Source organism: Altererythrobacter sp. H2, from assembly GCF_035319885.1.
In the GTDB taxonomy this organism is placed as follows: domain Bacteria; phylum Pseudomonadota; class Alphaproteobacteria; order Sphingomonadales; family Sphingomonadaceae; genus 34-65-8.
Genome location: NZ_CP141285.1, coordinates 325,116 through 349,668, shown reverse-complemented (window position 1 = coordinate 349,668; position 24,553 = coordinate 325,116). Strand labels below are relative to the sequence as shown.

31 protein-coding genes are annotated in these 24,553 nt (G+C 65.1%); 15 read left to right on the top strand and 16 right to left on the bottom strand.

Annotation, left to right across the window (positions count from 1 at the left end; genetic code table 11):
• Window positions 1-63 precede the first annotated feature (63 nt).
• Window positions 64-390, top strand: coding sequence for a UrcA family protein (locus U4960_RS01730; RefSeq protein ID WP_324261894.1), 327 nt, complete (start codon window positions 64-66; stop codon window positions 388-390).
• Window positions 391-489: 99 nt separating this feature from the next.
• Here U4960_RS01730 and U4960_RS01725 read toward each other — a convergent pair whose 3' ends face one another.
• The 3 genes from U4960_RS01725 to U4960_RS01715 form a co-directional block, all read right to left on the bottom strand.
• Window positions 490-1,245: a LytR/AlgR family response regulator transcription factor gene (locus tag U4960_RS01725; RefSeq protein ID WP_324261893.1), complete on the bottom strand. Its 756-nt coding sequence runs from the start codon at window positions 1,243-1,245 to the stop codon at window positions 490-492.
• A complete protein-coding gene (locus tag U4960_RS01720; protein ID WP_324261892.1) occupies window positions 1,238-2,485 on the bottom strand; it encodes a sensor histidine kinase in 1,248 nt (415 codons plus the stop codon). The genes U4960_RS01725 and U4960_RS01720 overlap by 8 nt, the downstream gene beginning before the upstream one ends.
• A gap of 79 nt (window positions 2,486-2,564) precedes the next feature.
• Entirely contained in the window at window positions 2,565-4,091 is a 1,527-nt protein-coding gene (locus U4960_RS01715) for a fumarate hydratase (protein ID WP_324261891.1), read from the bottom strand.
• A 225-nt stretch (window positions 4,092-4,316) separates the two neighbouring features.
• On the opposite strand from U4960_RS01715, the gene U4960_RS01710 reads away from it, so the two are divergent.
• From U4960_RS01710 to U4960_RS01690, 5 genes are read left to right on the top strand one after another with little or no spacing between them, the layout of a single operon-like run.
• Window positions 4,317-4,910, top strand: a complete 594-nt coding sequence (locus U4960_RS01710; RefSeq protein WP_324261890.1) for a protein-L-isoaspartate O-methyltransferase family protein — start codon at window positions 4,317-4,319, stop codon at window positions 4,908-4,910.
• A gap of 5 nt (window positions 4,911-4,915) precedes the next feature.
• On the top strand, window positions 4,916-6,382 hold the full coding sequence (locus tag U4960_RS01705) for a TolC family outer membrane protein (protein WP_416379131.1): 1,467 nt from the start codon (window positions 4,916-4,918) through the stop codon (window positions 6,380-6,382).
• Between the two features lie 28 nt (window positions 6,383-6,410).
• A complete protein-coding gene (locus U4960_RS01700; RefSeq protein WP_324261888.1) occupies window positions 6,411-6,884 on the top strand; it encodes a DUF2497 domain-containing protein in 474 nt (157 codons plus the stop codon).
• 55 nt (window positions 6,885-6,939) lie between these two features.
• The gene (locus U4960_RS01695) at window positions 6,940-9,072 is read left to right on the top strand and encodes an alpha/beta hydrolase family protein (protein ID WP_324261887.1); all 2,133 of its coding nucleotides are present in this window, start codon (window positions 6,940-6,942) and stop codon (window positions 9,070-9,072) included.
• Entirely contained in the window at window positions 9,069-9,446 is a 378-nt protein-coding gene (locus U4960_RS01690; protein WP_324261886.1) for a (2Fe-2S) ferredoxin domain-containing protein, read from the top strand. The genes U4960_RS01695 and U4960_RS01690 overlap by 4 nt, the downstream gene beginning before the upstream one ends.
• 49 nt (window positions 9,447-9,495) lie before the next feature.
• Here U4960_RS01690 and U4960_RS01685 read toward each other — a convergent pair whose 3' ends face one another.
• Complete coding sequence (locus tag U4960_RS01685; RefSeq protein WP_324261885.1) at window positions 9,496-9,792, bottom strand: hypothetical protein; 297 nt, start codon at window positions 9,790-9,792, stop codon at window positions 9,496-9,498.
• A gap of 108 nt (window positions 9,793-9,900) precedes the next feature.
• Here U4960_RS01685 and U4960_RS01680 point away from each other — a divergent pair, with 108 nt between their 5' ends.
• From U4960_RS01680 to xth, 3 genes are read left to right on the top strand one after another with little or no spacing between them, the layout of a single operon-like run.
• On the top strand, window positions 9,901-10,332 hold the full coding sequence (locus U4960_RS01680; protein ID WP_324261884.1) for a CBS domain-containing protein: 432 nt from the start codon (window positions 9,901-9,903) through the stop codon (window positions 10,330-10,332).
• A gap of 31 nt (window positions 10,333-10,363) precedes the next feature.
• On the top strand, window positions 10,364-10,693 hold the full coding sequence (locus U4960_RS01675) for a HesB/IscA family protein (RefSeq protein ID WP_324261883.1): 330 nt from the start codon (window positions 10,364-10,366) through the stop codon (window positions 10,691-10,693).
• 38 nt (window positions 10,694-10,731) lie between these two features.
• On the top strand, window positions 10,732-11,505 hold the full coding sequence (gene xth, locus U4960_RS01670) for an exodeoxyribonuclease III (RefSeq protein WP_324261882.1): 774 nt from the start codon (window positions 10,732-10,734) through the stop codon (window positions 11,503-11,505).
• 30 nt (window positions 11,506-11,535) lie between these two features.
• Here xth and U4960_RS01665 read toward each other — a convergent pair whose 3' ends face one another.
• From U4960_RS01665 to U4960_RS01620, 10 genes are all read right to left on the bottom strand, one after another.
• On the bottom strand, window positions 11,536-12,192 hold the full coding sequence (locus tag U4960_RS01665) for a cell wall hydrolase (RefSeq protein WP_324261881.1): 657 nt from the start codon (window positions 12,190-12,192) through the stop codon (window positions 11,536-11,538).
• A gap of 202 nt (window positions 12,193-12,394) precedes the next feature.
• Window positions 12,395-12,730, bottom strand: coding sequence for a DUF1491 family protein (locus U4960_RS01660; RefSeq protein WP_324261880.1), 336 nt, complete (start codon window positions 12,728-12,730; stop codon window positions 12,395-12,397).
• Window positions 12,723-13,190, bottom strand: a complete 468-nt coding sequence (locus tag U4960_RS01655) for a PaaI family thioesterase (RefSeq protein ID WP_416379088.1) — start codon at window positions 13,188-13,190, stop codon at window positions 12,723-12,725. The genes U4960_RS01660 and U4960_RS01655 overlap by 8 nt, the downstream gene beginning before the upstream one ends.
• The gene (locus U4960_RS01650) at window positions 13,177-13,638 is read right to left on the bottom strand and encodes a PTS sugar transporter subunit IIA (RefSeq protein WP_324261878.1); all 462 of its coding nucleotides are present in this window, start codon (window positions 13,636-13,638) and stop codon (window positions 13,177-13,179) included. Before U4960_RS01650 ends, U4960_RS01655 begins: the two co-directional genes overlap by 14 nt.
• A 109-nt stretch (window positions 13,639-13,747) precedes the next feature.
• A complete protein-coding gene (gene hpf, locus U4960_RS01645) occupies window positions 13,748-14,332 on the bottom strand; it encodes a ribosome hibernation-promoting factor, HPF/YfiA family (protein WP_324261877.1) in 585 nt (194 codons plus the stop codon).
• Between the two features lie 26 nt (window positions 14,333-14,358).
• Window positions 14,359-15,057: a DNA polymerase III subunit epsilon gene (gene dnaQ, locus U4960_RS01640; RefSeq protein ID WP_324261876.1), complete on the bottom strand. Its 699-nt coding sequence runs from the start codon at window positions 15,055-15,057 to the stop codon at window positions 14,359-14,361.
• 41 nt (window positions 15,058-15,098) lie between these two features.
• On the bottom strand, window positions 15,099-15,698 hold the full coding sequence (gene coaE / locus U4960_RS01635) for a dephospho-CoA kinase (RefSeq protein ID WP_324261875.1): 600 nt from the start codon (window positions 15,696-15,698) through the stop codon (window positions 15,099-15,101).
• Window positions 15,695-16,552: a shikimate dehydrogenase gene (gene aroE, locus U4960_RS01630; RefSeq protein ID WP_324261874.1), complete on the bottom strand. Its 858-nt coding sequence runs from the start codon at window positions 16,550-16,552 to the stop codon at window positions 15,695-15,697. Before aroE ends, coaE begins: the two co-directional genes overlap by 4 nt.
• Entirely contained in the window at window positions 16,549-17,127 is a 579-nt protein-coding gene (locus U4960_RS01625) for a Maf family protein (protein ID WP_324261873.1), read from the bottom strand. Before U4960_RS01625 ends, aroE begins: the two co-directional genes overlap by 4 nt.
• On the bottom strand, window positions 17,124-17,969 hold the full coding sequence (locus U4960_RS01620; RefSeq protein WP_324261872.1) for a pyruvate, water dikinase regulatory protein: 846 nt from the start codon (window positions 17,967-17,969) through the stop codon (window positions 17,124-17,126). Before U4960_RS01620 ends, U4960_RS01625 begins: the two co-directional genes overlap by 4 nt.
• A 333-nt stretch (window positions 17,970-18,302) precedes the next feature.
• On the opposite strand from U4960_RS01620, the gene hemE reads away from it, so the two are divergent.
• The 4 genes from hemE (at window position 18,303) to U4960_RS01600 (ending at window position 21,748) form a co-directional block, all read left to right on the top strand.
• Complete coding sequence (gene hemE / locus U4960_RS01615) at window positions 18,303-19,328, top strand: uroporphyrinogen decarboxylase (protein WP_324261871.1); 1,026 nt, start codon at window positions 18,303-18,305, stop codon at window positions 19,326-19,328.
• A gap of 31 nt (window positions 19,329-19,359) precedes the next feature.
• Window positions 19,360-19,803, top strand: coding sequence for a CopD family protein (locus tag U4960_RS01610; protein ID WP_324261870.1), 444 nt, complete (start codon window positions 19,360-19,362; stop codon window positions 19,801-19,803).
• Window positions 19,804-19,978: 175 nt separating this feature from the next.
• Window positions 19,979-21,244 (top strand): transcription termination factor Rho, encoded by a 1,266-nt coding sequence (gene rho, locus U4960_RS01605; RefSeq protein WP_324261869.1) that lies wholly within the window; start codon window positions 19,979-19,981, stop codon window positions 21,242-21,244.
• 114 nt (window positions 21,245-21,358) lie between these two features.
• Window positions 21,359-21,748 carry a BLUF domain-containing protein gene (locus tag U4960_RS01600; protein ID WP_324261868.1) on the top strand — a complete coding sequence of 130 codons (390 nt, stop codon included), beginning with the start codon at window positions 21,359-21,361 and terminating at the stop codon, window positions 21,746-21,748.
• A 6-nt stretch (window positions 21,749-21,754) separates the two neighbouring features.
• Here U4960_RS01600 and U4960_RS01595 read toward each other — a convergent pair whose 3' ends face one another.
• Together U4960_RS01595 and U4960_RS01590 are read right to left on the bottom strand one after the other, a co-directional pair.
• Window positions 21,755-22,114, bottom strand: a complete 360-nt coding sequence (locus U4960_RS01595; protein WP_324263153.1) for a nuclear transport factor 2 family protein — start codon at window positions 22,112-22,114, stop codon at window positions 21,755-21,757.
• A 35-nt stretch (window positions 22,115-22,149) separates the two neighbouring features.
• The gene (locus tag U4960_RS01590) at window positions 22,150-22,848 is read right to left on the bottom strand and encodes a dienelactone hydrolase family protein (RefSeq protein WP_324261867.1); all 699 of its coding nucleotides are present in this window, start codon (window positions 22,846-22,848) and stop codon (window positions 22,150-22,152) included.
• A 111-nt stretch (window positions 22,849-22,959) separates the two neighbouring features.
• On the opposite strand from U4960_RS01590, the gene U4960_RS01585 reads away from it, so the two are divergent.
• Together U4960_RS01585 and mnmE are read left to right on the top strand one after the other, a co-directional pair.
• Window positions 22,960-23,217 (top strand): DUF6489 family protein, encoded by a 258-nt coding sequence (locus U4960_RS01585; RefSeq protein ID WP_324261866.1) that lies wholly within the window; start codon window positions 22,960-22,962, stop codon window positions 23,215-23,217.
• 17 nt (window positions 23,218-23,234) lie between these two features.
• Complete coding sequence (mnmE, locus tag U4960_RS01580) at window positions 23,235-24,506, top strand: tRNA uridine-5-carboxymethylaminomethyl(34) synthesis GTPase MnmE (RefSeq protein ID WP_324261865.1); 1,272 nt, start codon at window positions 23,235-23,237, stop codon at window positions 24,504-24,506.
• Window positions 24,507-24,553: the final 47 nt, after the last annotated feature.

Sequence of the window (24,553 nt, the reverse complement as noted above, 5' to 3'; positions counted from 1 at the left end):
TCCATCCTTGCGGAAAGCCTTCCACCCCCACGTCGGGAAGGTCCGCACAAGGAGGATAAACCGATGAGAACCCCCATGAAAGCGGCCCTGCTGGCCTTTGCCGGCACACTCGCATCACTCACTGCAATCGCCCCGGCCGCGGCCGAGGTCGCAACCCGGACCAACACCACCAGCGTGCAATACGCCGATCTCAATCTTTCCCACCCGGAGGGCCAGGCTGCGCTTGAACGACGGATCGATCGCGCCGCCCGCAAGGTCTGCGGCCTTGACCAGCAGCGGACCGGGACCCGCCTCGTCCCGCTCGAGGATACCAGATGCTACCGCCAGGCCAAGGCTGAGGCGAAGAAGCAGGTTGCTGCCGCTGCGGCGGAACAGCAGCTCGGCGGCTGACACCCCGCAGCCGCTACCTGATGGACCCGGGCCGGACCAGTCCCCCGGCCCGGGTCCTGCTTTTCTGTCCTGAACCTTGCCAGGGACCGCCTGAAGCGCTCAGCGCCCGGCCATGGCCTTGACCCGCGGCAGATAGGTCCGCCCGATCCGCAAGGCCTCCCCGTCCTCCAGCTCCACCGACCAGACGCCCAGGCCATCGTGGCGAAGGCCCTTGATCCGGTCCTTGCGCAGGATAGTGGAGCGATGGATCCGGATGAAACGCGCCGGATCGAGCCGGCTTTCGAGCCCGGCAATGGTCTGCAACAGCAGATAACTGCGGGTCGCATCACCGCCATCGCTGACATGGAGCCGCACATAGTCGCGCTCCGCATCGATCCGCCCGACCTGGGCGACCTCGATCCGCAGCAGTTCCGACCGGTGGGGCACCCACAGTTCTTCCAGCCATTCGCCCGCCGGGCGGGAGCGCTCTCCCCGCCGCGCCAGAGCGCGCTCGATTGCCCGGTCGAGCCGGTCCGGCGCAACGGGTTTCAGCACATAATCGACCGCTTCCAGATCGAACGCCTCCACCGCAAAATGGTCGTGCGCGGTGACGAAGATCACGGCCGGCCGGTGATCCCGCCGGGCCAGCTTTCGCGCCACGCCCAGGCCATCGAGTTCCGGCATGGTCATGTCGAGCAGGATGAGATCGGGATGAAGCGCCTCGACCAGCCGCAGCGCCGCGGCGCCGTCGCTGGCCGTGCCGACCACCGCCAGGTGCGGGATCCGGGCGCAGATGACCTGCAGCCGCTCGACCGCCAGCGGTTCGTCATCAACGATCAGGGTGCGGAGCGGGGCGTCAGCGGCTTCGTCAGACATGGGTCACCAGCGGCAGGCGGATTTCGGTACGATAGCCGTTCCCGACCGGGCCGGAAACCAGGCTGGCCTCCTTGCCGAAGCGCGCTTCGAGCCGGTCACGGACATTGGCCAGCCCGATGCCGAAGCCATTGCTCGCGCCGTGCGGCGCCCCGGGCCCGTCATCGCAGACTTCCAGCACCAGCCGGCCGAACTCTTCGCGTGCCGTCACCTTGAGGGTGACCGGGCGATTGACCGGGGCCACGCCGTACTTGACCGAATTCTCCACCAGCGGCTGGAGGATCATCCCCGGCACCCTCGCCTCGCCCAGTCCGTCAGGCAGTTCGAACACCGGACGCAACCGGTCAGGGAAGCGAACCGCCTCGATGTCGAGATAATGCTGCTGCAGGGCAAACTCGTCAGCCAGCATGACATCGGCGCTGGCATCGTCGGCAAGGCTGTGGCGATAGAAACTGGCGATGGTCTGGATCATCGCCTCTGCCTGTTCGGTCTTGCCGGTCATGACCATCGAGGACAGCGAATTCAATGTGTTGAACAGGAAGTGCGGATTGACCTGGTAGCGCAGGGATCGCAGCTCCGCCGCTTTGGCTGCGCTGCGGAACCGCTCCTCGCGTCGTTCGGCGGCGCGGGCCTGCGCCCCGGCCAGCAAGGCAAGGTAGAGCGCCGCCCATGCCAGGAGGAGGAAATAGGGACTGAGCGCGACGCCCGACAGCTGCCGCCAGCGGTCAAACCCTGCGGGTGCCTTGGCCAGGGTGATGGTGCCAGACCGGCCACCGACAGCGGCTTTGAGGTTTTCACCCGCGCCCACCTGCGCCGCCCCGGTCGACCCGGCCTCAGGCAGGTCTAGCAGGATATTGCCCGCTTCGTCCTGACGGAGCTTGATGCCTTGCTCGGCGCCGATCTTCTGAATGGCGCGGCTCTGAATGTCGGCAAAAGCCCATTGGTTCGCCTGTGCGATTGCCAGCGCGGCGGGGATGGCCACCAAGGGCGAGACAAGTGCCTTGATCCAGACCGCCTGCCGGTCAACCAACCGGATGACGAGCCACATCACGGTAGTCACGAGGATCCCGGCCCCGCACACCATGGCCCGTCGCTGCAATGTCTCGCCGTCGAAATCGAGCCCGATGATCGATCCGCGCACGGTGGTGATCAGGAAGTAGCACAGCCACAACAACACGATCGAGAGCATCACGGTGCGACCGGGCACGCGGGCGACTTCGTTTTCTGGAACGGGGCTGGTCATTACCGCCCCGCTCTAGCGGCGGGAGCCCACTCCAAGCCAGCGCCCCCATCGGACAGGCTCGCCCTTTCGTCGAACTCTGTCATCCGGCCGTCAGCAGACCTTCCCGGGCAATCCGCTCGCGCCATTCGGCCGGGGCCAGCTTGTGGACGTTGTTCCCGGCGGCATCGACCGCGACCGTGACCGGCATGTTCTCGACCGTGAATTCGTAGATCGCTTCCATGCCGAGATCCTCGAATCCGACCACCCGCGCTTCCTTGATCGCGCGCGCCACCAGATAGGCCGCGCCGCCGGTCGCCATCAGGTAAGCGACCTTGAACCGGCTGATCACATCGACCGCATCCGCGCCGCGTTCCGCCTTGCCGATCATCGCCAGCAGGCCAAGGTCGAGCATCATCTCGGTGAACTTGTCCATCCGGGTCGCGGTGGTCGGACCGGCCGGACCGACGACTTCGCCCATCACCGGATCGACCGGACCGACGTAGTAGATCGCGCGGCCGCGGAAATCGACCGGGAGCTCCTCCCCGCGCGCCAGCATGTCCTGTATCCGCTTGTGGGCGGCATCGCGCCCGGTCAGCATCCTGCCGCTCAGCAACAGCCGGTCGCCGTGCTTCCAGCCCGCCACTTCTTCGGCCGTCAGGGTGTCGAGATCGACCCGCTTCGCGGCTGCATCCGGCTGCCAGTGGACGTCAGGCCACTGGTCCAGATCGGGCTGCTCGAGGTAGGCCGGGCCGCTTCCGTCGAGCGTGAAGTGGGCGTGGCGGGTGGCAGCACAATTGGGGATCATCGCCACCGGCTTGCCGGCCGCGTGGCACGGCGCGTCGAGGATCTTCACGTCAAGCACGGTCGAGAGCCCGCCCAGCCCCTGCGCACCCACGCCCATGGCGTTGACTGCGTCGAAGATATCGATCCGCAGCTGCTCGATATCAGTCTGCGCCCCGCGCAGCTTGAGCTGGGCCATGTCGATCGGCTCCATCAGGCTCAATTTGGCCAGCTTCATGCAATGCTCGGCAGTGCCGCCGATGCCGATGCCGAGCATCCCCGGCGGGCACCAGCCGGCACCCATCGCCGGGATCTGCTCGACCACCCAGTCAACGATATTGTCGCTCGGGTTCATCATCTTGAACTTGGACTTGTTCTCGCTGCCGCCGCCCTTGGCTGCCACATCGATGCTGACAGTGTTACCCGGCACCATCTCGACCGAGAGCACGCACGGCGTGTTGTCGCGCGTGTTGCGGCGGGTGAAGGCGGGATCGGCCAGGATCGACGCGCGCAGCTTGTTGTCCGGATGGTTGTAGGCGCGCCGCACCCCTTCATCGACCACGTCCTGCAGGCTCAGGGCCGAATCCAGTCGGCAGTTCTGGCCCCATCTGACGAACACGTTGACGATGCCGGTGTCCTGGCAGATCGGCCGGTGGCCTTCCGCGCACATCCGGCTGTTGGTCAGGATCTGCGCGATCGCGTCCTTGGCCGCCGGGCCCTGCTCGGCCTTGTAGGCCTCCCCCAGGGCGCGGATGTAGTCTATCGGGTGATAGTACGAGATGAACTGCAGCGCGTCGGCCACGCTTTCGATCAGGTCGCTTTCGCGGATAATGGTCATGTCGCTCATCGAAGCTGTGCTCCTTCCGGTCGATTGCCGCGTCCCTTACGCCGCAGGCCTGCCTAGGTCACGCGCTGAATGGGGCCTGCCCCGTTCGGTAAGGAGCAAAGCGCTTGGCGCGGCAGAGTGGCTCGCCTAAGGGCGACAGCACCCGCCGTGCGGGGGATTGACGAACTGTATTGTTCATATAATACAGCCTGACGAGGCTCACATAAGCGCCTGAAGAGAGCTTTCATGCAGACCGCCACGATTGACCATACTACCGCCCGCAAGGCCATGATCGACAGCCAGCTGCGCACCAGCGGCGTCAACGAACCCTTTGTGCTGGAACGCATGGGGGCCGTCGCCCGGGAGGACTTCGTTCCCGACGCAGCCCGCGCCGTGGCCTACATCGACCGGGCAATCCCGCTCGACAATGGCCGGCGCCTCGCTGCGCCACTGTTTTATGGCATGATGCTGGCCGAAGCCAAGCCGGACCTGGCCGACCGGGTGCTGGTGGTGGACAGCGGCGCCGGATACCTGCCCGAACTCCTCCGGCCGCTGGTCGGCACGGTTGACGTGATCGGCCCTGAAGAGGCCGTCGCCCCGTTGCACCGGCACTGCAATTTCACCCTGCTGCTGATTGACGGTGCTGCCGAGGCCATCCCCGCTTCACTGGCCGCACAGCTGGCCGAAGGCGGCAGGATCGTGACCGGCACCGTAGCCAATGGCGTGACCCGGCTGGCAATCGGCCGCCGCGCCGGGGCAGACGTTGCCCTGCTGCCCCTGGCCGAAATCGGCATCCCGCGTCTGGGCGAGTTCGACAAGCCGAGAGGCTGGAGTTTCTGACCATGCTGACCCGCCTGGCCCGTAATGCCCTGCTGGCCGGGGTTGCGCTGCTGGCCGTACCGGCCCAGGCAGACACCCTGCGCGAGGCGCTGGCTCAGGCCTATGCCACCAACCCGACGCTGCAGGCCACCCGTGCCCAGCAGCGGGCGGAGGACGAGAACCCCAACATCCAGCGCGCGCAAGGCCTGCCGAGCGTTACTGCCAGCGGGCAGTATATCGAATTCGTCAAAGCTTCGCCTAACGCCTTCGCCCCGACCGAACGCGTGCTGCAGGTCGGCCCGGACCTGACCGTTCCGATCTATTCCGGCGGCGCGGTGAAGAACGGCATCAGGGCAGCCAAGGAGCGGGTGGTGGCCGGACAGGCCAACCTGCGGGCGACCGAATCGGCGATCTTCAGCCAAGTGGTGGCGGCCTACATGGACGTGCTGCGGACCCAGGCGCTGGCCGATCTCACCGCCGGACAGGTCAACGTGCTGACCGTGAATCTGGAAGCGACCCGTGACCGGTTCGAGATCGGCGACCTGACCAGGACTGACGTGGCCCAGTCCGAATCGCGGCTGGCACTGGCGGTGGGTGACCTGCGCAACGCCCAGGCGGCCCTGATCCAGGCACGCGAGACCTATATCCGGCTGGTCGGCTCCGCACCGGTCAACCTCGAGCCTCCGCCGCCGCTGCCCAACCTTCCCGCCAGTCCGGCGATTGCGGTCGACACGGCGCTGGAAAACAACCCCGATCTGATCGCCGCGCGCCAGCAGGCCAAGGCCGCCGGCTATGACGTGGAGGTGGCCGGAGCAGGACGGCTGCCGAGCGTCAGCCTGTTCGCCGGGCTCGACTACAGCGATTACTTTGGGACGCTCGCCGGCGGGGCGCCGGGCCTGGTCCAGACCGAAACCACCGCCAATGCCGGGGTTCGTTTCAGCATCCCGATCTTCCAGGGCGGCCTGCCCGCCGCGCGCCAACGTGCCGCAACCCAGCGCGAGAGTGCCGCGCTGGAGCAGGTAATCGCCGCCGAACGCGATGTGATCGCACAGACCCGCGCCGCCTTCTCCAGCTACCAGGCCTCGCTCCAGGTGATCGAAAGCTCGCAGCTGGCGGTCCAGTCGGCGGAACTGAGCCTTGAGGGTGTGCGCGCCGAAAACTCGATCGGCAACCGGACCATCCTCGACGTGCTCAATGCCGAACAGGAGCTGTTGCAGGCCCGGGCCCAGCTGGTGACGGCGCGCCGCAATGCCTACGTTGCCGGCTTCAGCCTGCTGGCCGCCATGGGGCGCGCCGAAGCGCGCGACCTTGGCCTGGCCGACGAGGGGCTGATGTATGATCCGCTGACGAACTACGAGCGGGTCAATGGCCGGGTGTGGGACTGGGACCGTGATCCCGATCCGGTCGCCCGGTCGACACGAACCGTTGACATACCCGCCCCCGATGCGTCAGTTCCCGGATCGAACACTGGTGACGTCACGCCTCCGCGCTGATTCACCACGACAAGCAGGGGCGGCAAGCATGAGCCAGCACGGGGAAGCATCGGTCGAGGAAATCCTTGAATCGATCAAGAAAGTGATCGCCCGCGACAACCGGGTCGGTGCACTGGAAGAGCGTCGCCGCCGTGAGACGCAGGGCATAATCGCGCCAGCCACCAAGGGCGATGCCAAAGGCGATGACGCGGAAGAGGTGCTCGAACTGGGCGAAGATGATCTGGCGGCCGAGCACGATCCATCGACCCCGGCAGAAGACGACTCCCCCCTGATTGCCGAGTCGGTGCGCGATTCGATGCGCGAGAATCTGGCGGCCCTCGCGATGATCGCCGAACCCGGGGTGCCCCCCCAGATCGTCCGTTCCGGCGAGACCTCGCTGGAAGGCCTGGTCCGCGAGATGCTGCGCCCGATGCTGGCGCAATGGCTGGACACGCACCTGCCGGGCATGGTCGAAACGATGGTGAAGGCCGAAATCAGCCGGATTGCCGGCAAGCGCGGCTGAGCCCGCGGGGCGAAAGCCCTTTGCACGGCGCGCGCGGGGCATTAGGCCTGCCGCCATGACAAAACATATCGGGTCCCTGATCGCCCTCGCCGCGTGCCTTGCGGCTGCTTCCACTTCTGCCGCAGCGCAGGACGCGCCGCCAATGACCGCGAAGGACCTCGTCACCCTGCCCCGGCTTGGCAGCCCGGCCGTCGCGCCAGACGCGCGGCTGATGGTCTACCCGGTGACCGAGACCGATCCGGACAGCCTGAAGCGCAGCACGCGCCTGTGGCTGCGCGATCTGGCCGATCCGCAACGCGAACCCGTGCCGCTCGATCTGGGCGGAAGTGCAAGCGCAGTCTCGTTCGGGCCTGACGGGGCGCTGTGGTTTCTCTCCGCCAGAGGGGAAGGCGAGCCGACCACGCAGGTCTGGCGGGCCGCGATCGGCAGTGACGGAACCCCCGAGGCACCCGAACAGATGAGCCGCTTCGCGATCAGCGTTGCCGGCTACGCGCTGTCGCCCAAGGGCAATGCCATTGCCGTCTGGGCAGATATCGCCCGTGATTGCCCCACTTTCGGCTGCGCGGATGACGGAAAGGCCCATCTGCCCGGTCCGGGCAGCGCGCGGCTTTACGACGGCGCTGACGGATTCGTCCGCCACTGGGACGAGTGGGAAACGCCCGGTACCTTCAGCCGCGGCTTCGTTTTCGGGATCGGCCCTGACGGCATGACCGGCGAGGGCGCACCGCTTGACGGGCCGGCAGGTGCAGGGGCGCTTGTCGGAGACACACCCCACAAACCGTTTGGCGGGAACGAGGACGTGGTCTGGGCACCCGACGGATCGGGCGTCTATTTCATCGCCAAGCAAGCCGGCATCGAAGAACCGCGCTCAACCAATACCGACCTGTTCTGGCGCGCGCTGGATGCCACGGCCCCGGTCAATCTGACCGCAGCCAATGCGGCGATGGATCTTGCACCCACCCCCTCGCCTGATGGCAGATGGCTTGCCTGGACCGCCATGGCGCGGCCCGGGTACGAGGCAGACCGGCTGGTGGTGTGGCTGCGCGATCTGCGCTCCGGCCGCACCCGCGCGCTGACCGGTAATTTCGACCGTTCATTCGGCGCACTCGCCTGGACCCCCGATTCGCGCTGGCTGATCGGCACTGCACAGGACGTGCTCGATACGCCCGCTTTCCGCATCGATCCGCGCACCGGCGCAGTCGAGAAGCTCGACCTTATACCCGGTAACGAGGGGCGGATCGGCGATCTGACGCCCCTGCCAGGGGGCCGCCTGCTGTTCAGCCGCAATTCGATCGGCGCGCCATCCGAACTGTTCCTGTCAAGCGGCGCCCGGCAGGCCATGCCGGTCACCTCGGTGGCAACGGCACGCATGGGCGCCATGGCCGCCACCCGAACCACGCGGTTCAGCTTTGCCGGAGCCGGAGGGGCCACGGTGTGGGGCCAGATCACCCGGCCCGAGAACCATTCCGGGAAGCTGCCGGCTGTGCTCTATGTGCATGGCGGGCCCCAGGGTTCTTTCGACGATGGCTGGTCCACCCGCTGGAACCCTCGCGTTCTGGCCAGCCAGGGCTATGCGGTGATCTCGGTCGATTTCCACGGCAGCACTGGTTACGGGCAGGCTTTCACCGATGCCATCAACCGCGACTGGGGCGGCAAGCCGCTGGAAGACCTGCAGAAAGGGCTTGGTGCGGCTCTTGCGAAGGACCCCCAGATCGACGGCAGCAACGCCTGCGCCATGGGGGCCAGCTACGGCGGCTACATGATGAACTGGATCGCCGGCAAATGGCCTGACCGGTTCAAGTGCCTGATCAACCACAACGGCCTGTTCGACACCCGGGCGTTCTACTATGCGACCGAGGAATCCTGGTTTCCGCGGTGGGATTTCGGCGGATCCTATGCCGAAGCTACTGCCAACTACGAGCAGTGGAACCCCGTCCATCATGTCGACCAGTGGCGCACGCCGATGCTGGTCGTGCTGGGTGAGAAGGACTTCCGCGTTCCCTATACCCAGGGGCTGGGCGCCTTCACCGCGCTGCAGGAGCGCAATATCCCCGCCCAGCTGCTGGTCTTCCCGGACGAAAACCACTGGGTGCTCGGCGCGAAGAACTCGCTTCAGTGGCACGAGACCGTGTTCAACTGGCTCGACCGCTGGCTGAAACCTGAACCTGTCGCCCGGCCTGCAGAATGAGCAGGCCCGACACAGCCGCGCTGGCGGGCAGGGGTCTGGCCAAGATCAACGGCGACCGGATCGAGCGCCACCTGTTCCTGTGCGGCATGTCGGAGAAGCAGAGCTGCTGCCGCCGGGAAGAGGGGGAGGCGGCCTGGGCCTATCTCAAGCAGCGGCTCAAGGAACTCGGCCTGGTCGGGCCGCAGGGCCGGGTCCAGCGGACCAAGGCAGATTGCCTGCAGGTCTGCACCGCAGGCCCGGTCGCCGTCGTCTGGCCGGATAATGTCTGGTACCATTCGTGCAGCCCGCAAGTGCTCGAGCAGATCATCCAGCGCCACCTGATCGCGGGGGAGCCCGTGGAGGAATTCCGGATCCGGCCGGTCCGGAAAGACTGAGACCAATCCCGGCACCAAGCCCGGCGCCAGACCCGGATCCGGGCCCTCGTTAGTCCTTGCGGTCGTGCTCGTCCGACAGGTCGGTCACGCTTTCATCGTGCCCGGTTCCGCTCGACAGGAACACCAGCCCCATCAGGCCGCCGGTCAGCAGCATGGTGAAGCCGATGCCAAGCGCCGTCGCGATGTAGAAGTGCACGGTGGCAGCGCTGCCCTGCTTGTAGAGCAGCGCCAGCGCAAGAGCGACGACACCGATGGTGAGCAGCAGCATGAACCGCATCAACCGGCGGTAGCGCGCCCAGGCGTAGGCAGCCTTCTGCGGGTCATCGAGGGGGGATTTACGGGCCATCGGTGCCAGATGGGGCCAGCATGCCCGAATAGCAACGGGCACGATTTGGTGATTCGGCCTGCTTCGTGTCATTCTCCTGTCCATCGTAGCTGAAAAGGAGGCGAGTCGATGGAGATTGCCCACCTGATTGCCGGGCGCAGCAGCAGAGATATCATCAGTTGTGCAACCGGCGCCCCGGTCCGCGAGGTCGTGGCCTTGCTGGCCTCGCGGCGGATCGGTGCCTTGCCCGTGATGGAGGCTGGCCGCGTGGTCGGCATCTTTTCCGAGCGCGACGTGGTCTATCGCATGGCCGAGGAAGGCTCTGCCTGCCTCGACCGGCGCGTGGACGAGGTGATGACCGCCCCGCCGATTACCGTGACCCCGCAAACCAAGGTGCTGGAGGCGCTCTCGCTGATGACGCGCCGCCGCATCCGCCACCTGCCGGTGCTGGAAGGCGAGATCCTGTGCGGCTTCATTTCGATCGGCGACCTGGTGAAGTCACGGATCGACGAGGTCGAGCACGAAGCTGCAGCCATGCGCGATTATATCCGCATGGCTTGAGGTAAGGGTCCGGGTGACCTAGATAGAGCAAATGGGCCAGATGCTATCGTTAACCCCCGCTGCCGCTGCGCGTGTCGCATGGATTGCCACGCGGCAATCAAAGCCGGCGGTATTGCGCCTTTCCGTGGAAGGGGGCGGTTGCTCGGGCTTTCAGTACAAGTTCGACCTGGCCGACGGGCCGGACAGTGACGACACGGTAAGCGAGACGGATGGCGTCCGTCTCGTGGTCGATCCGGTCAGCCTCGATCTGGTAAGCGGCAGTGTGGTCGATTTCGTCGAATCGCTTGGCGGGGCGGCCTTCAAGGTGGAAAACCCCAATGCGGCGGCGGGCTGCGGCTGCGGCTCCAGCTTCGGGATTTGAATTAGACGTTTCCGGCCGGATCGGGCAGAGCTTGCGCCATGCGCATCGCCAGTTTCAACATCAACGGTATCAAGGCGCGCCTCCCGCGCCTGCTCGAATGGCTCGCAGAAACGCGGCCCACCGTTGCCTGCCTGCAGGAAATCAAGACGCAGGACGAAGGCTTCCCGGCCGAAGAGTTCGCCAAGATCGGCTATCACGCCATCTGGCACGGCCAGAAAGGCTTCAACGGGGTGGCGATCCTCGCTGACGGTATAGCGCCCGTGGAAATCCGGCGCGGCCTGCCCGGCGCACCGGACGATGAACAGGCCCGCTACCTCGAAGCGGATGTCGGCGGCGTCCGCTTGGTGTGTATCTACCTGCCCAACGGCAACCCGGTGCCGGGGCCCAAGTTCGACTACAAGCTGGCCTGGATGGAGCGGCTTCACGCCCGCATGGCCGCGCTGTGGGCGCTGGAAATCCCCTGCGCCGTCGTGGGCGATTACAATGTCATCCCCGAAGACAAGGACGTGTGGTCGCCAAAAGCCATGGCAAGCGATGCACTGATGCAGCCCGAATCGCGCGATGCCTACCAACGTCTGCTCGGCGATGGATGGACCGATGCGATCGCCACCCTCAACCCGCGCGGCGGGGTGTGGACCTTCTGGGATTACCAGGCCGGAGCGTGGCAGCGTGACCACGGCTTCCGCATCGACCACCTGCTGCTGTCGCCCGAACTGGCTGACCGGCTGGAGGCGGCCGGTGTCGACAAGGCGCACCGCGGGCGCGAGAAGGCCAGCGACCACGCGCCGGTCTGGGTGACCTTGCGCGATTGAGGACTCGGCCTGGTGAGCCGGGTTTCCCGGTCAGCGATAGAAAATGTGCGAATCGATCGTCGCGAGCGCCTGCTTGCGGTGGCTCCAGCTGGGGCGAACATAGCGGGCGTGGAAATAGAGCGCATCGTCAGCGTGGCTTTGCCAGCCGCCGGAATGGGCAATCCGGGCCAGGGCCACAGCGTTGCGCCAGGCCTGGGTGCCAAGCCGCGCCTGCGGGATAGCGCCCTTGCGCACGAACGAGAACTGGCCGGGCTGACGCACGACCCCGCAATAGGTGGCCGGAAAGCGGCCCGAGTTGCTGCGGTTGATGACCACTTCGGCCACGGCCAGCTGGCCCAGCAGCGGTTCCCCGCGCGCTTCGAAATAGATCGCGCCGGCCAGGCACCGGAGCTCATCGGACAGGGGGACATCGTTCGCCGTCGCGGCCACCAGCTCGGCCAGCGACGACGCGCGGACCTCTGCAGTGTCGCTGATGACGTCAGCCTGATTGTCGGAAGCGGGGGGAAGCGGCTGGACCACTTCCTCGGAAACGAACACCGGCATGGTCTCGCCGGTCGGTCGGGCAACGGGCGCATCTTGCGTCACGGCTGCCTGGGCATAAGTGCCGGAGAGATCCGCTCCGGCGACGGTCATCACCAGTCCAGCGGCAAGCGCCGCCATGCTGGCGTATCGGGTGGCAATGGTCATTCTGTCCGTCAAATCGTGCGGTTGACGAGCCATGTCGCAGGCTGGGACCCGGGTGCGTTGCTTGCGTTGTAGGATGGGTCCGATTTCTGGCCTGCCGGCCGTCCCCCGTCTGCGTGCCTGCCCTGCAACCTCAGTGTTGCCGTGGCCGCCTGCGCCTTACGAAGTGGGACGGGCCCCTAGCGGGAATGGTTTGCAAGTCAACTTAACCGTTCCACGATGCGATGAACCGTTCCCCATCCGGGACATCCAGTTCGATTTGCCAGCAATCGCGGTCCTGCGCGCGTCTGCGCGCCAGATATTCCTCGAATCCCTGCGGATTTTCCTTGTTTTGCCGCTTTGCAGCAACAAATGGCCGTGATCCGTCAGCGCGGGGCATCCGTTCAAACAGCGCCGCCCCTTCGCCGCGATCAATGGTTACCAGCAGGATGGTCCCGGCGTCCCGCTCACCTTTGGCAAGCACCGTGGCAAAGCCGCCCGCTGCCTCGACCGCACGGATCAGGCCATTGACTTCCAGATGGGCAGGCAGGCGCTCATCCATCGGCGCGGTATCCGGGCAAACCCGCCAGCGGAATGCGCGAGCGCATGAAAGTGCCGGTGCCGCGTCCGATCTCGTCGCCGGACTGGTCGATCAGCCGCGCCTCGGCCACCAGCACCCGCCGGCGGCCACTGACCCAGCAGCCTTCCGCCACCACCGGGCCGGCGCGGACCGGCTTGGTAAAATGGAGATTGAAGGCGGTGGTCAGCAGAAACCGGTCGGTGACCAGGCTGTTCGCGGCATAGAAGGCGGCATCGTCGAGCATCTTGAAATAGATCGTGCCATGCGCCGCACCGGCTGCGTGGAAGACATTCTCGGTCACGTCGAAGCGGATGCGCGCGAGCCCTTCGCCCGCGATCTCCAGGGTGGATGCGAACAGGTCATTGATCGGCGCATGGGCATAAAGTGATTCCAGCGCCCGGAAATGCAGCGCGGCTCCCTTGGCTGGCTCAGGCCGCGTCACGATCCGAAACATTGGTCAGCAAGGCAAAGATCGCTTCCGCGTTGTTGGCCTCGAACAGGGACTCGCGGAGCGCATCATCGCGCATCAGGCGCGAAATTTCCGCCAGGGCGTGAAGGTGTGTCGCCCCGGCATTAACCGGCGAGAGCAGACCGAACACCAGCTCGACCGGCATGTCATCAGCGGCCTCGAACCCCACGGGGGCGCTCAGCTTCAGCACGGCCGCAACCGGGCGATGGATTCCCTCGATCCGGGCGTGAGGGAGAGCCACCCCGCGCCCGAAACCAGTGCTGCCGAGCTTCTCCCGCTCCTCCAGCGCTTCAAGCACCATTGCCAGATCAAGCCCGTAAGCGCGCGCGAACTGCGCAGCGATCGCAACAAGGATGGCCGGTTTGCCATTGGCGGTACCAATGGCAACGGCCTGGGGGGACAGAGTGAAATTGATATCCATGGACCAGACTTCATGAGGCACGATTTGAGGAAAGAGGCTGGCTAGCCCCTGCTGAAATGTGCTCCCCCGCTGATGAATGCCGGATGGCGACGCTGCGCCATCCCTCGGCTTACCGAGGCTCGACCCAGCCGATCGAGCCATCGTTGCGCCGATAGACCATATTATGACGGCCGGTGCCAGCGTTTTTGAACAGCAGGGCGTTGGTATGGCGCAGGTCAAGCATCATGACGGCGTCGGCCACGCTGGCCTCCGGGATATCGGCGGTCGTCTCGGCGATGATTGCCGGAGCGCCCGCATCGTCGTCCTGCTCGTCATGGTCGATTTCGACATCGGCGTCGGGTGCCGCAAAGATCCGGTAGCTGGCTTCTTCCTCGCGCAGGGCGTGGGCGGTCTGCTCGTGCCGGTCGTTGAGGCGGCGCTTGTAGCGGCGCAACTGCTTGTCGATCTTCTCTGCCGCCTGGTCGAGCGCGACATGGGCATCCTGCGCCACCGCGTTGGCCTTGAGGATCAGGCCCTGCATCACGTGGGTGACGATATCGCAGCTGTACATCCCGGCCGGCGCCTTGCCGAACGTCACCTGCGAGGAAATCGCCCGTCCGAAGTACTTCTCGACAATGGCGCTGAGCCGGTCGGAGACATGATCCTGTAGAGCCGCACCGGTGTCCATCTGATGGCCCGAAACCCTGATGTCCATTTGTCTCATCTCCTGTTTGAAGGGCCTTACGGCCCGGGTGTGCCCCAGATGGGCGATCGCATCTGCCGGATAAACGCCTGGTGCCGTTCATGTTCCGCAGCACTGGCCGCATGCGGCCGAGGTGCGCGATAAACGCGCTCGACCAGCACGGAAGCCGCAATGCTGACGACATTGTCCTGGCGTGGACTGTCAGCCGCGAGTTCAAGGCCGATCTGGCGGCCTCCGGTCAGCTCGACATAGACTTGCGCCAGCAGTTCGGCATCAAGCAGGGCCCCGTGCTTGACCCGGTGGCTGCGGTCGACCCCGTAGCGGCTGCACAGCGCATCGAGCGACAGCTTCGCCCCGGGATGCTTGCGGCGGGCGATCGCCACGGTATCGACCATCCGGTCAAGGCTCACCGCGGCCATGCCGCAAGCTGCCAGTTCAGCGTTGAGGAAGCCGAAATCGAATGACGCATTGTGAGCAATCAGCGGCGCATCGCCCAGAAAGCCGAGAAGTTCCGCCGCCCGCGCACCGAACAGGGGTTTATCAGCCAGGAATGCACTGGAAAGGCCGTGGACGGCTTCCGCCTGGGCGGGCATATCGCGCTGCGGGTTGAAGTAGGCATGGAAGGTGGCACCGGTTTCCACCCGGTTGACCAGTTCGACACATCCGATTTCCACCATCCGGTCCCCGCTGTGGGGATCAAGCCCGGTGGTTTCGGTGTCGAAAACGATTTCCCGCATTCCTTACTGTATCGGACGCCTTGCGGCCCAGCGCAAGGGTTTCAGCAGCCGGATTGTTGCAGTTCGTTTACCAGCGCCCGGACTGTGGCACGGGTTTCCGCAAGCGAGGTGCCGGTGTCGATGACATGGTGGGCGGACGCGCGCTTTTCCGCGTCGGGCACCTGGCGGGCGAGGATCTGGGCAAATTTCTCCGGTGTCATGCCCTGACGGGCCAGAACCCGCGCGCGCTGGACTTCGGCCGGAGCCGATACCACCACCACCCGGTCGACCTGGGCGGCGCCGCCTTTCTCGAACAACAGCGGGATGTCGAACACCACCATCGGCTGGGCGGCGTGTTCGATCAGGAAAGTCTGACGAGCCGCAGCGACGGCGGGGTGGACGATCTGTTCCAGCCGGGCGAGCGCCTCGTTGTTGCCGAACACCTGCGCCCCGAGCTGCGCCCGATCGACCCCGCCGGGGCCGGTCGTACCGGGAAAAGCAGCCTCGATTGCAGGCAGCAGCCGCCCGCCCGGGCCTTGCAACCGGTGCACTTCGGCATCGGCATCGAACACCGGCACGCCCAGTTCCTCGAACATGGCGGCAACAGTCGATTTGCCCATCCCGATCGAGCCGGTCAGGCCAATGATAAGCGGCCGTGTCATCGGGTCAGCAGCTCCCGCAGGTCGCCGTCGTGCTCGCGCGGGGCAGCCTGGCCAAAGAATCGCCCGAACGCTGCCGCCGCCTGCCCGATCAGCATGGAAAGCCCGTCGATGGTTCGGTGCCCCGCCGCCCGCGCGCCTTGCAGGAAGGCCGTATCGAGCGGGGCGGTGACGATATCATAGGCGATACTGCCAGGGGGCGCATGGCTCCAGTCGAAGGCCAACTGCGGCTGCCCTTGCATCCCGAGCGACGACGCGTTGATGACCAGATCGAGGCACTGCTTGCGGTCACCGAAGGCGAAATCGGTCGGGTCGGCGAAATGGGTCAGGTTGATCGCGTGATGCTCCCCCGTCGGTGCAAGTTCTTCGAGCAGGGCCCGCGCCTTGGCCGGATCGCGCCCGGCCACCACCAGCGTGAAACCGCGGCCTGCCAGAGCGGAGATGATCGCCCGCGCCGCCCCGCCGGTGCCTAGGATGCGCGCCATGCGAAAGTAGTGGGTCTGCGCCAGATCGGCAGCGAGCGGTTCGAGAAACCCTGCCGCATCGGTGTTGGTCCCCGTCAGCGACCGGTCAGACGCGCGATAGATCGTGTTGACCGCGCCGATAGCGTCGGCAGGCGGCTCGACTCTGTCAAGCAGCGGCATCACCGCCTGCTTGTGCGGCATGGTGACATTGCATCCGCGCCAGGCAGGTTCGGCGCGGCGGGCGGCGAGATAGTCCGCCAGTTCATCCGGCCGGACGTGGCAGGCGCGATATTCGGCTTCGAGGCCCAGCCTACCGAGCCAGAAATTGTGGATCGCCGGAGACTTCGACTGGGCAATGGGGTCACCGATCACTTCGGCATAAGGGATACTCATGCCGGGAGGCCCCCGTGCGCGCGCAGGGCACCCAGCACCAGCAGCAGCGGCATCCCCAGCACAGTGAAGTGATCGCCTTCGATCCGCTCGAACAACTGGACCCCGCGCGCCTCGATCCGAAACACCCCGACGCAGCCCGCCACCGCCGGCCATTCATGCCCGAGGTAATCCTCGATGAACGCATCCGACAGTTCCCGCACCTGCAGCAGGGCCAGGTCGGCTCGGGACCATAGCAGCACACCATCGCGCTGCAGCGCCGCTGCCGAATGGAGTTCCATCACCTTCCCCGAGAAAAACCGCAGGTGTTCGGCCGCTTGTTCCCGGCTGGCCGGTTTGTCGAAACGGCGCCCGGCCACGCTGACCAGCGAATCGCTTCCCAATACGATCTGTCCGGGTGGGGAAAGAGCCAGGGCCTTGGCCCGGGCCAGGGCCAGAGCAATCTCGGCGGGAGCAGCGCCGGTGAGCGACGCCTCCAGGGCGCGCTCGTCAACCTGTGCCGGGATGGACGTGAAGGGCACCCCTGCCGCATCGAGCATAGCCCGGCGCGAGGCGCTTTTCGAGGCAAGGACAATCATACCGGCCCCTGCCCCGGCTCGGGCAGGTCGCCCTTGCGGTCACGCTCGCCGTGCAGACGGATCACCGCTGCCGCGGTTTCCTCGATCGAGCGGCGGGTGACATCGATCACCGGCCATCCGTTATCGGCAAACATGCGCCGGGCAAACTGGACCTCGGCCCGGACCCGCTCGTTGTCGACATAGGCCGTCTCGGCGTTCTCGTTGAGGCTTAGCAGGCGGTTGCGCCGCACCTGCACCAGGCGCTCGGGCGCGGTTGTCAGACCCACCACCAGCGGTTTGCGCAGCGCAAACAGGGCCGCAGGCGGCGGGCTCTCCACGACCAGCGGTATGTTGGCGGTCTTGAACCCCCGGTTGGCGAGGTAGATGCTGGTCGGGGTCTTGGAGGTGCGGCTGACGCCGGCGAGGACGATATCGGCCTGCTCCCAGTTTTCCCAGCCGACCCCATCGTCGTGCGCGATGGTGTAATGGATGGCCTCGACCCGGCGGAAATAGGCCTCATCCATCAGATGCTGGCGCCCCGGGCGGCCGACCGCCTCCTGCCCGAGCTGCGCTTCGAGCGCGGCGGTGACTGCATCGAGCGCGGCAACGGAAGGCAGGCCGAGTTGGCGGCAATGCTCTTCCAGCCGGGCGCGGGTGTCGGGATTGACCAGCGTGTAAAGCACCAGCCCCGGGCTTGCAGCCAGATCGGGCACGATCCGGTCAAGATGCTGGCGCGACCGCACCATCGGCCAGAAATGGCGAACGATCTCGGTATCCTCGAACTGGGCAAGCGCCGCCTTGGCGACCATCTCCAGCGTTTCCCCGGTGGAATCGGATACGAGGTGAAGGTGGAGACGGCTCATCTGGACAGGGGCAATCCGCGTGTTGGGCGCTGTGGGTAAGGGGGCGGATAAACCACGGGATGAAGCTGGCGACAAGTTCGGTGCGCGATTCCATGCCCAGTGCGAGTCCGCAGACAGCCCTGTTGTCGACAGGCCGACCCGGTTTCCCACCGGCTAGGGATAGCGGGCATAAACTCCGTTTGACTCAAGCATTGCCGCGATTCGGGCTGGCGTGTAGCCTGTTCAAAGCGGGAGAAATCCGGCAAGGAACCTCTGTCCCCGATATCCACAGGGCCAACAGACTCCAGCAACCTTCTTAAAGACTCTTTATTTTATTGGATTGGACCTGACTCTATGCCCGGAATCCTGCTCGATACCCTGAACGGCAAGCGCACCGGGAAGGTTCCCCTGTGGCTCATGCGGCAGGCCGGGCGGTATCTGCCAGAGTATCGGGCTTTGCGGGCAGAAAAGGGCGGTTTCCTGGAACTGGCCTATGACAGCGAAGCGGCCGCGGAGATTACTCTCCAGCCGATCCGCCGTTTCGGTTTCGACGGGGCGATCCTGTTTTCCGACATTCTGGTGATTCCCCACGCCATGGGGCAGGATCTGTGGTTCGAGGCTGGCGAAGGCCCGCGTCTGGCGCCCCAACTGGTCGACGGGGCATGGCAGGCGCTGGAAGCCATGCCTGAGCGCCTGGCGCCCGTGTACGGAACGGTCGAGCGGTGCCGTGCACTGCTCGGTCCGGAAACGACCATGCTCGGCTTTGCAGGGTCTCCCTGGACAGTAGCGACCTACATGGTGGCCGGGCAGGGATCGAAGGACCAGGGTGAAGCCCGGGCGCTGGCCTATCGCGATCCGGCAGCGTTCGGGGCACTGCTCGAAGCGATCGAGACCGCCACAGTCGATTACCTGATCGGCCAGATCGATGCAGGCGTCGAAGCGGTGCAACTGTTTGACAGCTGGGCCGGGAGCCTCGCCCCGGATCAGTACGAACGCTGGGTCATTGCCCCCAATGCCCGGCTTGCCGCAGCCATCCATGCCGCGCGCCCCGGCGTGCCGGTGATCGGCTTTCCCAAGGGTTCCGGCGAAAAGCTGGCTGCCTATGCCCGGGAAACCGGCGTTGATGCGGTCGGGATCGACGAAACGCTGGACCCGCGCAGGGTCACGGCCAACCTGCCGGAGGGAATGCCGGTGCAAGGCAATCTCGATCCTCTCCTGCTGCTGGCCGGTGGGGACGCTCTGACGGTCCGCACCCGGACAGTCCTGGCCGCTTTTGCCGACCGGCCGCATGTGTTCAACCTGGGGCATGGCATCAGCCAGTTTACGCCGATTGATCATGTCGAGCAGCTTGTCGCCACGGTCCGCGCATGGCAGGGGTGACGAACCCGCTCCAAGCGCCTACATTCCCCCTATGCAGGACGTCCTCTCGATGACCTACTACTGGCTCAAGGCCGGCCATATCATCTTCATGGTCTTCTGGATGGCTGGGCTGTTCATGCTCCCGCGCCAGATGCTCTACCTGCACTCCGCGGCTGCCGGATCGCCTGAAGCGGCGGAGTGGGACCGGCGGATGGGCCTGCTGCGCAAGATCATCCTGACGCCGAGCCTGATCGTCACCTGGCTGTTGGGGTTTGCCCTGGCGGGCTCGATCGGTGCTTTCAGCCAGGGCTGGTTCCATGCCAAGCTGCTGCTGGTGCTGGCTCTGTCGGGCTATCACGGTTGGCTGGTCATGCAGGCCCGGCGCATGGTGGCCGGCGCGCGGCCGCTCAGCGAGAAGCAGCTGCGCCTGTGGGGTGAGTTTCCCGCAATCGTCCTGGCGATCGTTGTGGTGCTGGTGGTCGTCAAGCCTTTCTGAGGCAGTCCATCAGCCTGCCGTGCCAAGCGCATTGACGCGCGCGCCGTGCTGGCATATTTCGTGCCCACCATCCGGTAGTGGCCCGCTCCTGAAGCGGACCCGGGTCTGCTTTCTCCAAGCCCCTTGACCCGAGCCACAGTATCCCGCCGGCCATTCCCCTGTTGGACAAAGACACATGCACCTGAAAGATCTCAAAGCGAAAGCACCGGCCGAGCTGGTCGGAATGGCCGAAGAACTCGGCGTCGAAGGGGCGAGCACCATGCGCCGGCAGGACCTGATGTTCTGCATTCTGCGCGAGTTGGCCGAAGACGAGGAGTACGAGGAACCGATCATGGGGATCGGGACCATCGAGGTCATGCAGGACGGTTTCGGTTTCCTGCGCAGCCCGGAAGCAAATTACCTGGCCGGTCCGGACGATATTTACGTCTCTCCCAACCAGGTCCGCAAATGGGGCCTGCGCACGGGTGACACGGTGGAAGGTGAAATTCGCGCACCCCGTGATGGCGAGCGGTATTTCGCCCTGACCAGCCTGACCAGCGTCAACTTCGACGATCCTGATGCAGTGCGGCTCCGTACCAATTTCGACAACCTGACCCCGCTCTATCCGGATGAACGTCTGATCCTCGATTCGAGTGATCCGACGGTCAAGGACAAGTCGGCGCGGGTGATCGATCTCATCTCGCCCCAGGGCAAGGGCCAGCGCGCCTTGATCGTTGCGCCGCCGCGAACCGGCAAGACGGTGCTGCTGCAGAACATCGCCAAGGCGATTACCGACAATCACCCCGAGGTGTTCCTGATCGTCCTGCTGGTCGACGAACGGCCCGAGGAAGTGACCGACATGCAGCGCAGCGTGAAGGGCGAAGTGATTTCCTCGACCTTCGACGAGCCTGCCACCCGCCACGTGCAGGTTGCTGAAATGGTGATCGAGAAGGCCAAGCGCCTGGTCGAGCACAAGAAGGACGTGGTGATCCTGCTCGATTCGATCACTCGCCTCGGCCGCGCCTACAACACCGTGGTGCCGTCGTCAGGCAAGGTGCTGACCGGCGGTGTCGATGCCAATGCGCTGCAGCGCCCCAAGCGCTTCTTCGGGGCAGCCCGCAATATCGAGGAGGGCGGTTCGCTTTCGATCATCGCCACGGCCCTGATCGATACCGGCAGCCGCATGGACGAGGTTATCTTCGAAGAGTTCAAGGGCACCGGCAACAGCGAAATCGTGCTCGACCGCAAGGTAGCCGACAAGCGGATTTTCCCTGCGCTCGATGTCGGCAAGTCCGGCACCCGCAAGGAAGAACTGCTGGTTTCGAAGGACATCATGTCGAAAATGTGGGTCCTGCGCCGCATTCTGATGCAGATGGGCACGATCGATGCGATGGAATTCCTGCTCGACAAGATGAAGGATTCCAAATCGAACGAAGATTTCTTCGCATCGATGAACCAGTAGGCCGCTGCCGCAATCGTCAATTATTGTCATGAAATGCTTGAGTCGGTCGATAGCCAGTGGCATCGCCGATTAACAGCGGCGATGCTTGGCGGGGGCTTAGAGGGGGCTTGAGGCATGCGGCAGTATCTTTACATCAGCACGGCGGTGCAGGTTCCCGCTGAAGATCTGGCGGCGATCCTGGGCTCTTGCGAGCGGAACAACCCGGCAGCGGGCGTGACCGGGCTGCTCCTCTACAACGGCCGCAATTTTCTCCAGCTGCTGGAGGGCGAGCAGGATGAGCTCGAGCGGATCATGCGCCGGGTAGAGCACGATTCGCGCCACCAGGGCATTTCGCGGCTCTATGACGAAGGGATCGAGGCCCGGGCCTGTGATGCCTGGTGGATGAAGCGGATTGCCCTGGGCGAACCAGGGGAGGCGCGGCATGAGCGGCTTGACGGGGAACTGCCGCAAGCCCTCGATCCGCACGTCCGCCGGCTCATCCTCAATTTTGCGATGTTGAACTGATCGCTGTCAGGGTGTTGCTCGGGCAAGTTGCGCGGCCATCATTTCCCAGATCTTGTTCATCGCCTTGAGCGGCCTGACCATGACCTTGAAGTCTGTGATCTGACCGTCCGCGTCGAACCGGATGATGTCGACGCCATTGATTGTAATTCCGTCTATCTCCGCCACGAATTCGAGCATCATCTCCCTGCCGTCGACCAGTTCGCGCACGTAGCGGAAGGTGCCGGTCCCGAACACATGGCTGGCGGCGCCGAGATAGGCCATGACCTTGGCCTTGCCTGCCTGGGGCGTGTGGACCACGGGTGAATGGAACACGGCGTCATTGGCCAGCATGCCGGCGAGGACGGCGGGATCGGATCCACCGTCCATATAGGCGTGCCAGCGGGCGAGGTTGTCTGACCCGCTCACGCAAGGTGCTCGGCAAAGAACGCTTCGGTGCGGCTGTCGGCGAGCCGGGCACCCTGTTCGTTCCGCCGTTTGCCGGTTTCTGCGGCGAAGCCATGATCGAGCCCTTCGTAATCGTGCAGCGTTACCCGGGGATGGTCGTCCAGGCCTTCATGCATGGCCTTTTGTGCTTCGGGGCTGACGAAGTGATCGGCGGTCGGAACATGGAGCATGAGGGGTTTGGCAATGGCGTGCTTCTCGGCCAGCATCTGGTCGATCATCACCCCGTAGTAGCCGACCGATGCGTCGACATCGGTGCGGGCGGCCGCCATGTAGGCGAGCTTGCCGCCGAGACAGTAACCGACGCAGCCCACCTTGGCGACGCCGGCTTCGCGGCGGATCCAGTGAATCGTGGCTTCGATGTCCTTCACCCCGTCATCCGGATTGTACTGCCCGAACAGACCCAGGGCCTTGTTGAATTCATCCTCGACATCGGCGTCGAGTTCGAGGCCGGGCTCAAGCATCCAGAACAGGTCCGGCGCGACGGCAAGATAGCCCAGGCCAGCCCAGTGATCGCACTTGCGGCGGATACCCTCGTTGACCCCGAAGATCTCCTGGATCACGATGATCGCCGCCTTGGGTGTGCCCGCAGGGCGCGAGACATAAGCGGCAAAGCTGGCGGTCTCATCCAGCGTTTTGATGGTGACGGTCTCGCTCATGCTCGTATATCCTTTTCGCTTGCGGCAGGAATGGTGTGCTGCGGAGCAGTCTAGCCCTTGCGGCGTGGCTTTGCCAAACCCAGCTTGAGGCGAACAAGGGAGAAAATTGCCATGAAGGTCCAGATCGAGATCGACTGCACACCGGAAGAAGCGCGCACCTTCATGGGCTTGCCGGATGTCGGCAAAGCGAACGATGTCTATGTCGATGCCCTGACCAAGGCGATGAAGGGCGTGAGCAACCCCGATCAGTTGCAGCAATATGCCAAGCAGCTGGCACCGATGGGGCAACTGGGCCTGAAGATGTTCCAGAGCTTTGTGGAGGGCGCCGCCAATTCCTCGTCCGGAGGCAAGCCCGCCAAGGGCGACTGACCTGCGCCGCCCTGCCAGTGGATACCATCTTCGCCTTGTCGAGCGGCGCACCGCCCGCTGCGATCGCGGTCGTCCGGATCAGCGGGCCAAAGGCTGGTGAGGCGCTGGCGGCGCTCGCCGGGTCACTGCCGCCGCCGCGCCGCGCCGTAGCCCGAACCCTGCGCGATGCCAGTGGCGACCTGCTTGACCAGGCGCTGGTGCTGTGGCTGCCCGGCCCGGGCACGGCGACGGGTGAGGATCTGACTGAGCTGCATCTGCACGGCGGCCGTGCCGTGGTGGCGGCGGTTGAACAGGCCCTGGCGGGTTTGCCCGGGCACCGGAAAGCGGAACCAGGCGAGTTCACCCGGCGTGCCTTCGCCAATGGCCGTATCGATCTGGCCGAGGCAGAAGGGTTGGCTGACCTGTTGGTGGCCGAGACCGAACTGCAGCGCCGGTCGGCACTGGCAGCCGCCGGGGGCGCCCTGTCACGGCAAGTGGAGAGCTGGCGGGAAGAGGTCCTGCGGTTGTCTGCTGCGATCGAGGCCGTGCTGGATTTCTCCGACGAAGATGATGTCTCGGGGCTCAGTGCGGCCTTTTTGCGTGATGTCCGGGAACTGGCTGCTCAGCTGGCGGACTGGCTGGCGCGGCCACGCGCGGAAATGCTGCGGGAAGGCTTCCGGATCGTGCTCGCCGGCCCGCCAAATGCAGGGAAATCCAGTCTTTTCAATGCTCTGATCGAGACAGAGGCGGCCATAACAGCGCCGACAGCGGGCACCACGCGCGATGTGATCGAGCGCAATGTGGCACTCGCGGGTGTGCCGTTCACTTTCGTGGACACCGCGGGCCTGCGCAGCCAGACGGCTGATCCGATCGAACAGGTCGGGATAGCGAAAGCAGAAGCAGAACTTCTGCGGGCCGATTGCGTGCTTTGGCTCGGCCCAGAAGGGCAGGGGCCGGCTGCCGCCTGGGAGATCGAAACCAAGACCGATCTTGCCGCGCCTGCCAAACACCATGCGCACCACAGGGTATCAGCAATGACGGGGGCGGGTGTCGATGCCTTGCGCCGCTCGCTGGTGAACCATGCACTTGCCGCAATGCCGAAGCCGGGCGATGTTGCTCTCAATGCGCGGCAGCATGGCTTGCTTGGCGAAGCGGCATCAGGTCTGGGGGCAATTGCTGAAGGCGAGGATTTGCTCCTGACCGCTGAGAAACTCCGGCTGGCGCGGGTATCGCTTGATCGCCTTACCGGACGCGCTTCGACCGAAGATATGCTTGATGCTTTGTTCGGGCGCTTCTGCATCGGGAAATGATGTTTCACGTGAAACACCAGTAAGCGGTTCTGGAAAATCCGCCTGTG

Bases quoted from the DNA above. Each gene is read 5' to 3' on its own strand.
- U4960_RS01690 (WP_324261886.1), top strand. From the start codon at position 9,069: ATGAGCAGGCCCGACACAGCCGCGCTGGCGGGCAGGGGTCTGGCCAAG.
- U4960_RS01595 (WP_324263153.1), bottom strand. From the start codon at position 22,114: ATGGACGGTGGATCCGATCCCGCCGTCCTCGCCGGCATGCTGGCCAAT.
- U4960_RS01585 (WP_324261866.1), top strand. From the start codon at position 22,960: ATGAAGGTCCAGATCGAGATCGACTGCACACCGGAAGAAGCGCGCACC.
- rho (WP_324261869.1), top strand. From the start codon at position 19,979: ATGCACCTGAAAGATCTCAAAGCGAAAGCACCGGCCGAGCTGGTCGGA.
- U4960_RS01680 (WP_324261884.1), top strand. From the start codon at position 9,901: ATGGAGATTGCCCACCTGATTGCCGGGCGCAGCAGCAGAGATATCATC.
- hpf (WP_324261877.1), bottom strand. From the start codon at position 14,332: ATGGACATCAGGGTTTCGGGCCATCAGATGGACACCGGTGCGGCTCTA.
- U4960_RS01685 (WP_324261885.1), bottom strand. From the start codon at position 9,792: ATGGCCCGTAAATCCCCCCTCGATGACCCGCAGAAGGCTGCCTACGCC.
- U4960_RS01700 (WP_324261888.1), top strand. From the start codon at position 6,411: ATGAGCCAGCACGGGGAAGCATCGGTCGAGGAAATCCTTGAATCGATC.
- xth (WP_324261882.1), top strand. From the start codon at position 10,732: ATGCGCATCGCCAGTTTCAACATCAACGGTATCAAGGCGCGCCTCCCG.
- hemE (WP_324261871.1), top strand. From the start codon at position 18,303: ATGCCCGGAATCCTGCTCGATACCCTGAACGGCAAGCGCACCGGGAAG.
- U4960_RS01665 (WP_324261881.1), bottom strand. From the start codon at position 12,192: ATGACCATTGCCACCCGATACGCCAGCATGGCGGCGCTTGCCGCTGGA.
- U4960_RS01620 (WP_324261872.1), bottom strand. From the start codon at position 17,969: ATGAGCCGTCTCCACCTTCACCTCGTATCCGATTCCACCGGGGAAACG.
- aroE (WP_324261874.1), bottom strand. From the start codon at position 16,552: ATGAGTATCCCTTATGCCGAAGTGATCGGTGACCCCATTGCCCAGTCG.
- U4960_RS01695 (WP_324261887.1), top strand. From the start codon at position 6,940: ATGACAAAACATATCGGGTCCCTGATCGCCCTCGCCGCGTGCCTTGCG.
- U4960_RS01625 (WP_324261873.1), bottom strand. From the start codon at position 17,127: ATGATTGTCCTTGCCTCGAAAAGCGCCTCGCGCCGGGCTATGCTCGAT.
- U4960_RS01600 (WP_324261868.1), top strand. From the start codon at position 21,359: ATGCGGCAGTATCTTTACATCAGCACGGCGGTGCAGGTTCCCGCTGAA.
- U4960_RS01660 (WP_324261880.1), bottom strand. From the start codon at position 12,730: ATGGATGAGCGCCTGCCTGCCCATCTGGAAGTCAATGGCCTGATCCGT.
- U4960_RS01675 (WP_324261883.1), top strand. From the start codon at position 10,364: ATGGGCCAGATGCTATCGTTAACCCCCGCTGCCGCTGCGCGTGTCGCA.
- dnaQ (WP_324261876.1), bottom strand. From the start codon at position 15,057: ATGCGGGAAATCGTTTTCGACACCGAAACCACCGGGCTTGATCCCCAC.
- U4960_RS01650 (WP_324261878.1), bottom strand. From the start codon at position 13,638: ATGGATATCAATTTCACTCTGTCCCCCCAGGCCGTTGCCATTGGTACC.
- U4960_RS01720 (WP_324261892.1), bottom strand. From the start codon at position 2,485: ATGACCAGCCCCGTTCCAGAAAACGAAGTCGCCCGCGTGCCCGGTCGC.
- U4960_RS01730 (WP_324261894.1), top strand. From the start codon at position 64: ATGAGAACCCCCATGAAAGCGGCCCTGCTGGCCTTTGCCGGCACACTC.
- U4960_RS01710 (WP_324261890.1), top strand. From the start codon at position 4,317: ATGCAGACCGCCACGATTGACCATACTACCGCCCGCAAGGCCATGATC.
- U4960_RS01610 (WP_324261870.1), top strand. From the start codon at position 19,360: ATGCAGGACGTCCTCTCGATGACCTACTACTGGCTCAAGGCCGGCCAT.
- U4960_RS01590 (WP_324261867.1), bottom strand. From the start codon at position 22,848: ATGAGCGAGACCGTCACCATCAAAACGCTGGATGAGACCGCCAGCTTT.
- coaE (WP_324261875.1), bottom strand. From the start codon at position 15,698: ATGACACGGCCGCTTATCATTGGCCTGACCGGCTCGATCGGGATGGGC.
- U4960_RS01725 (WP_324261893.1), bottom strand. From the start codon at position 1,245: ATGTCTGACGAAGCCGCTGACGCCCCGCTCCGCACCCTGATCGTTGAT.
- U4960_RS01715 (WP_324261891.1), bottom strand. From the start codon at position 4,091: ATGAGCGACATGACCATTATCCGCGAAAGCGACCTGATCGAAAGCGTG.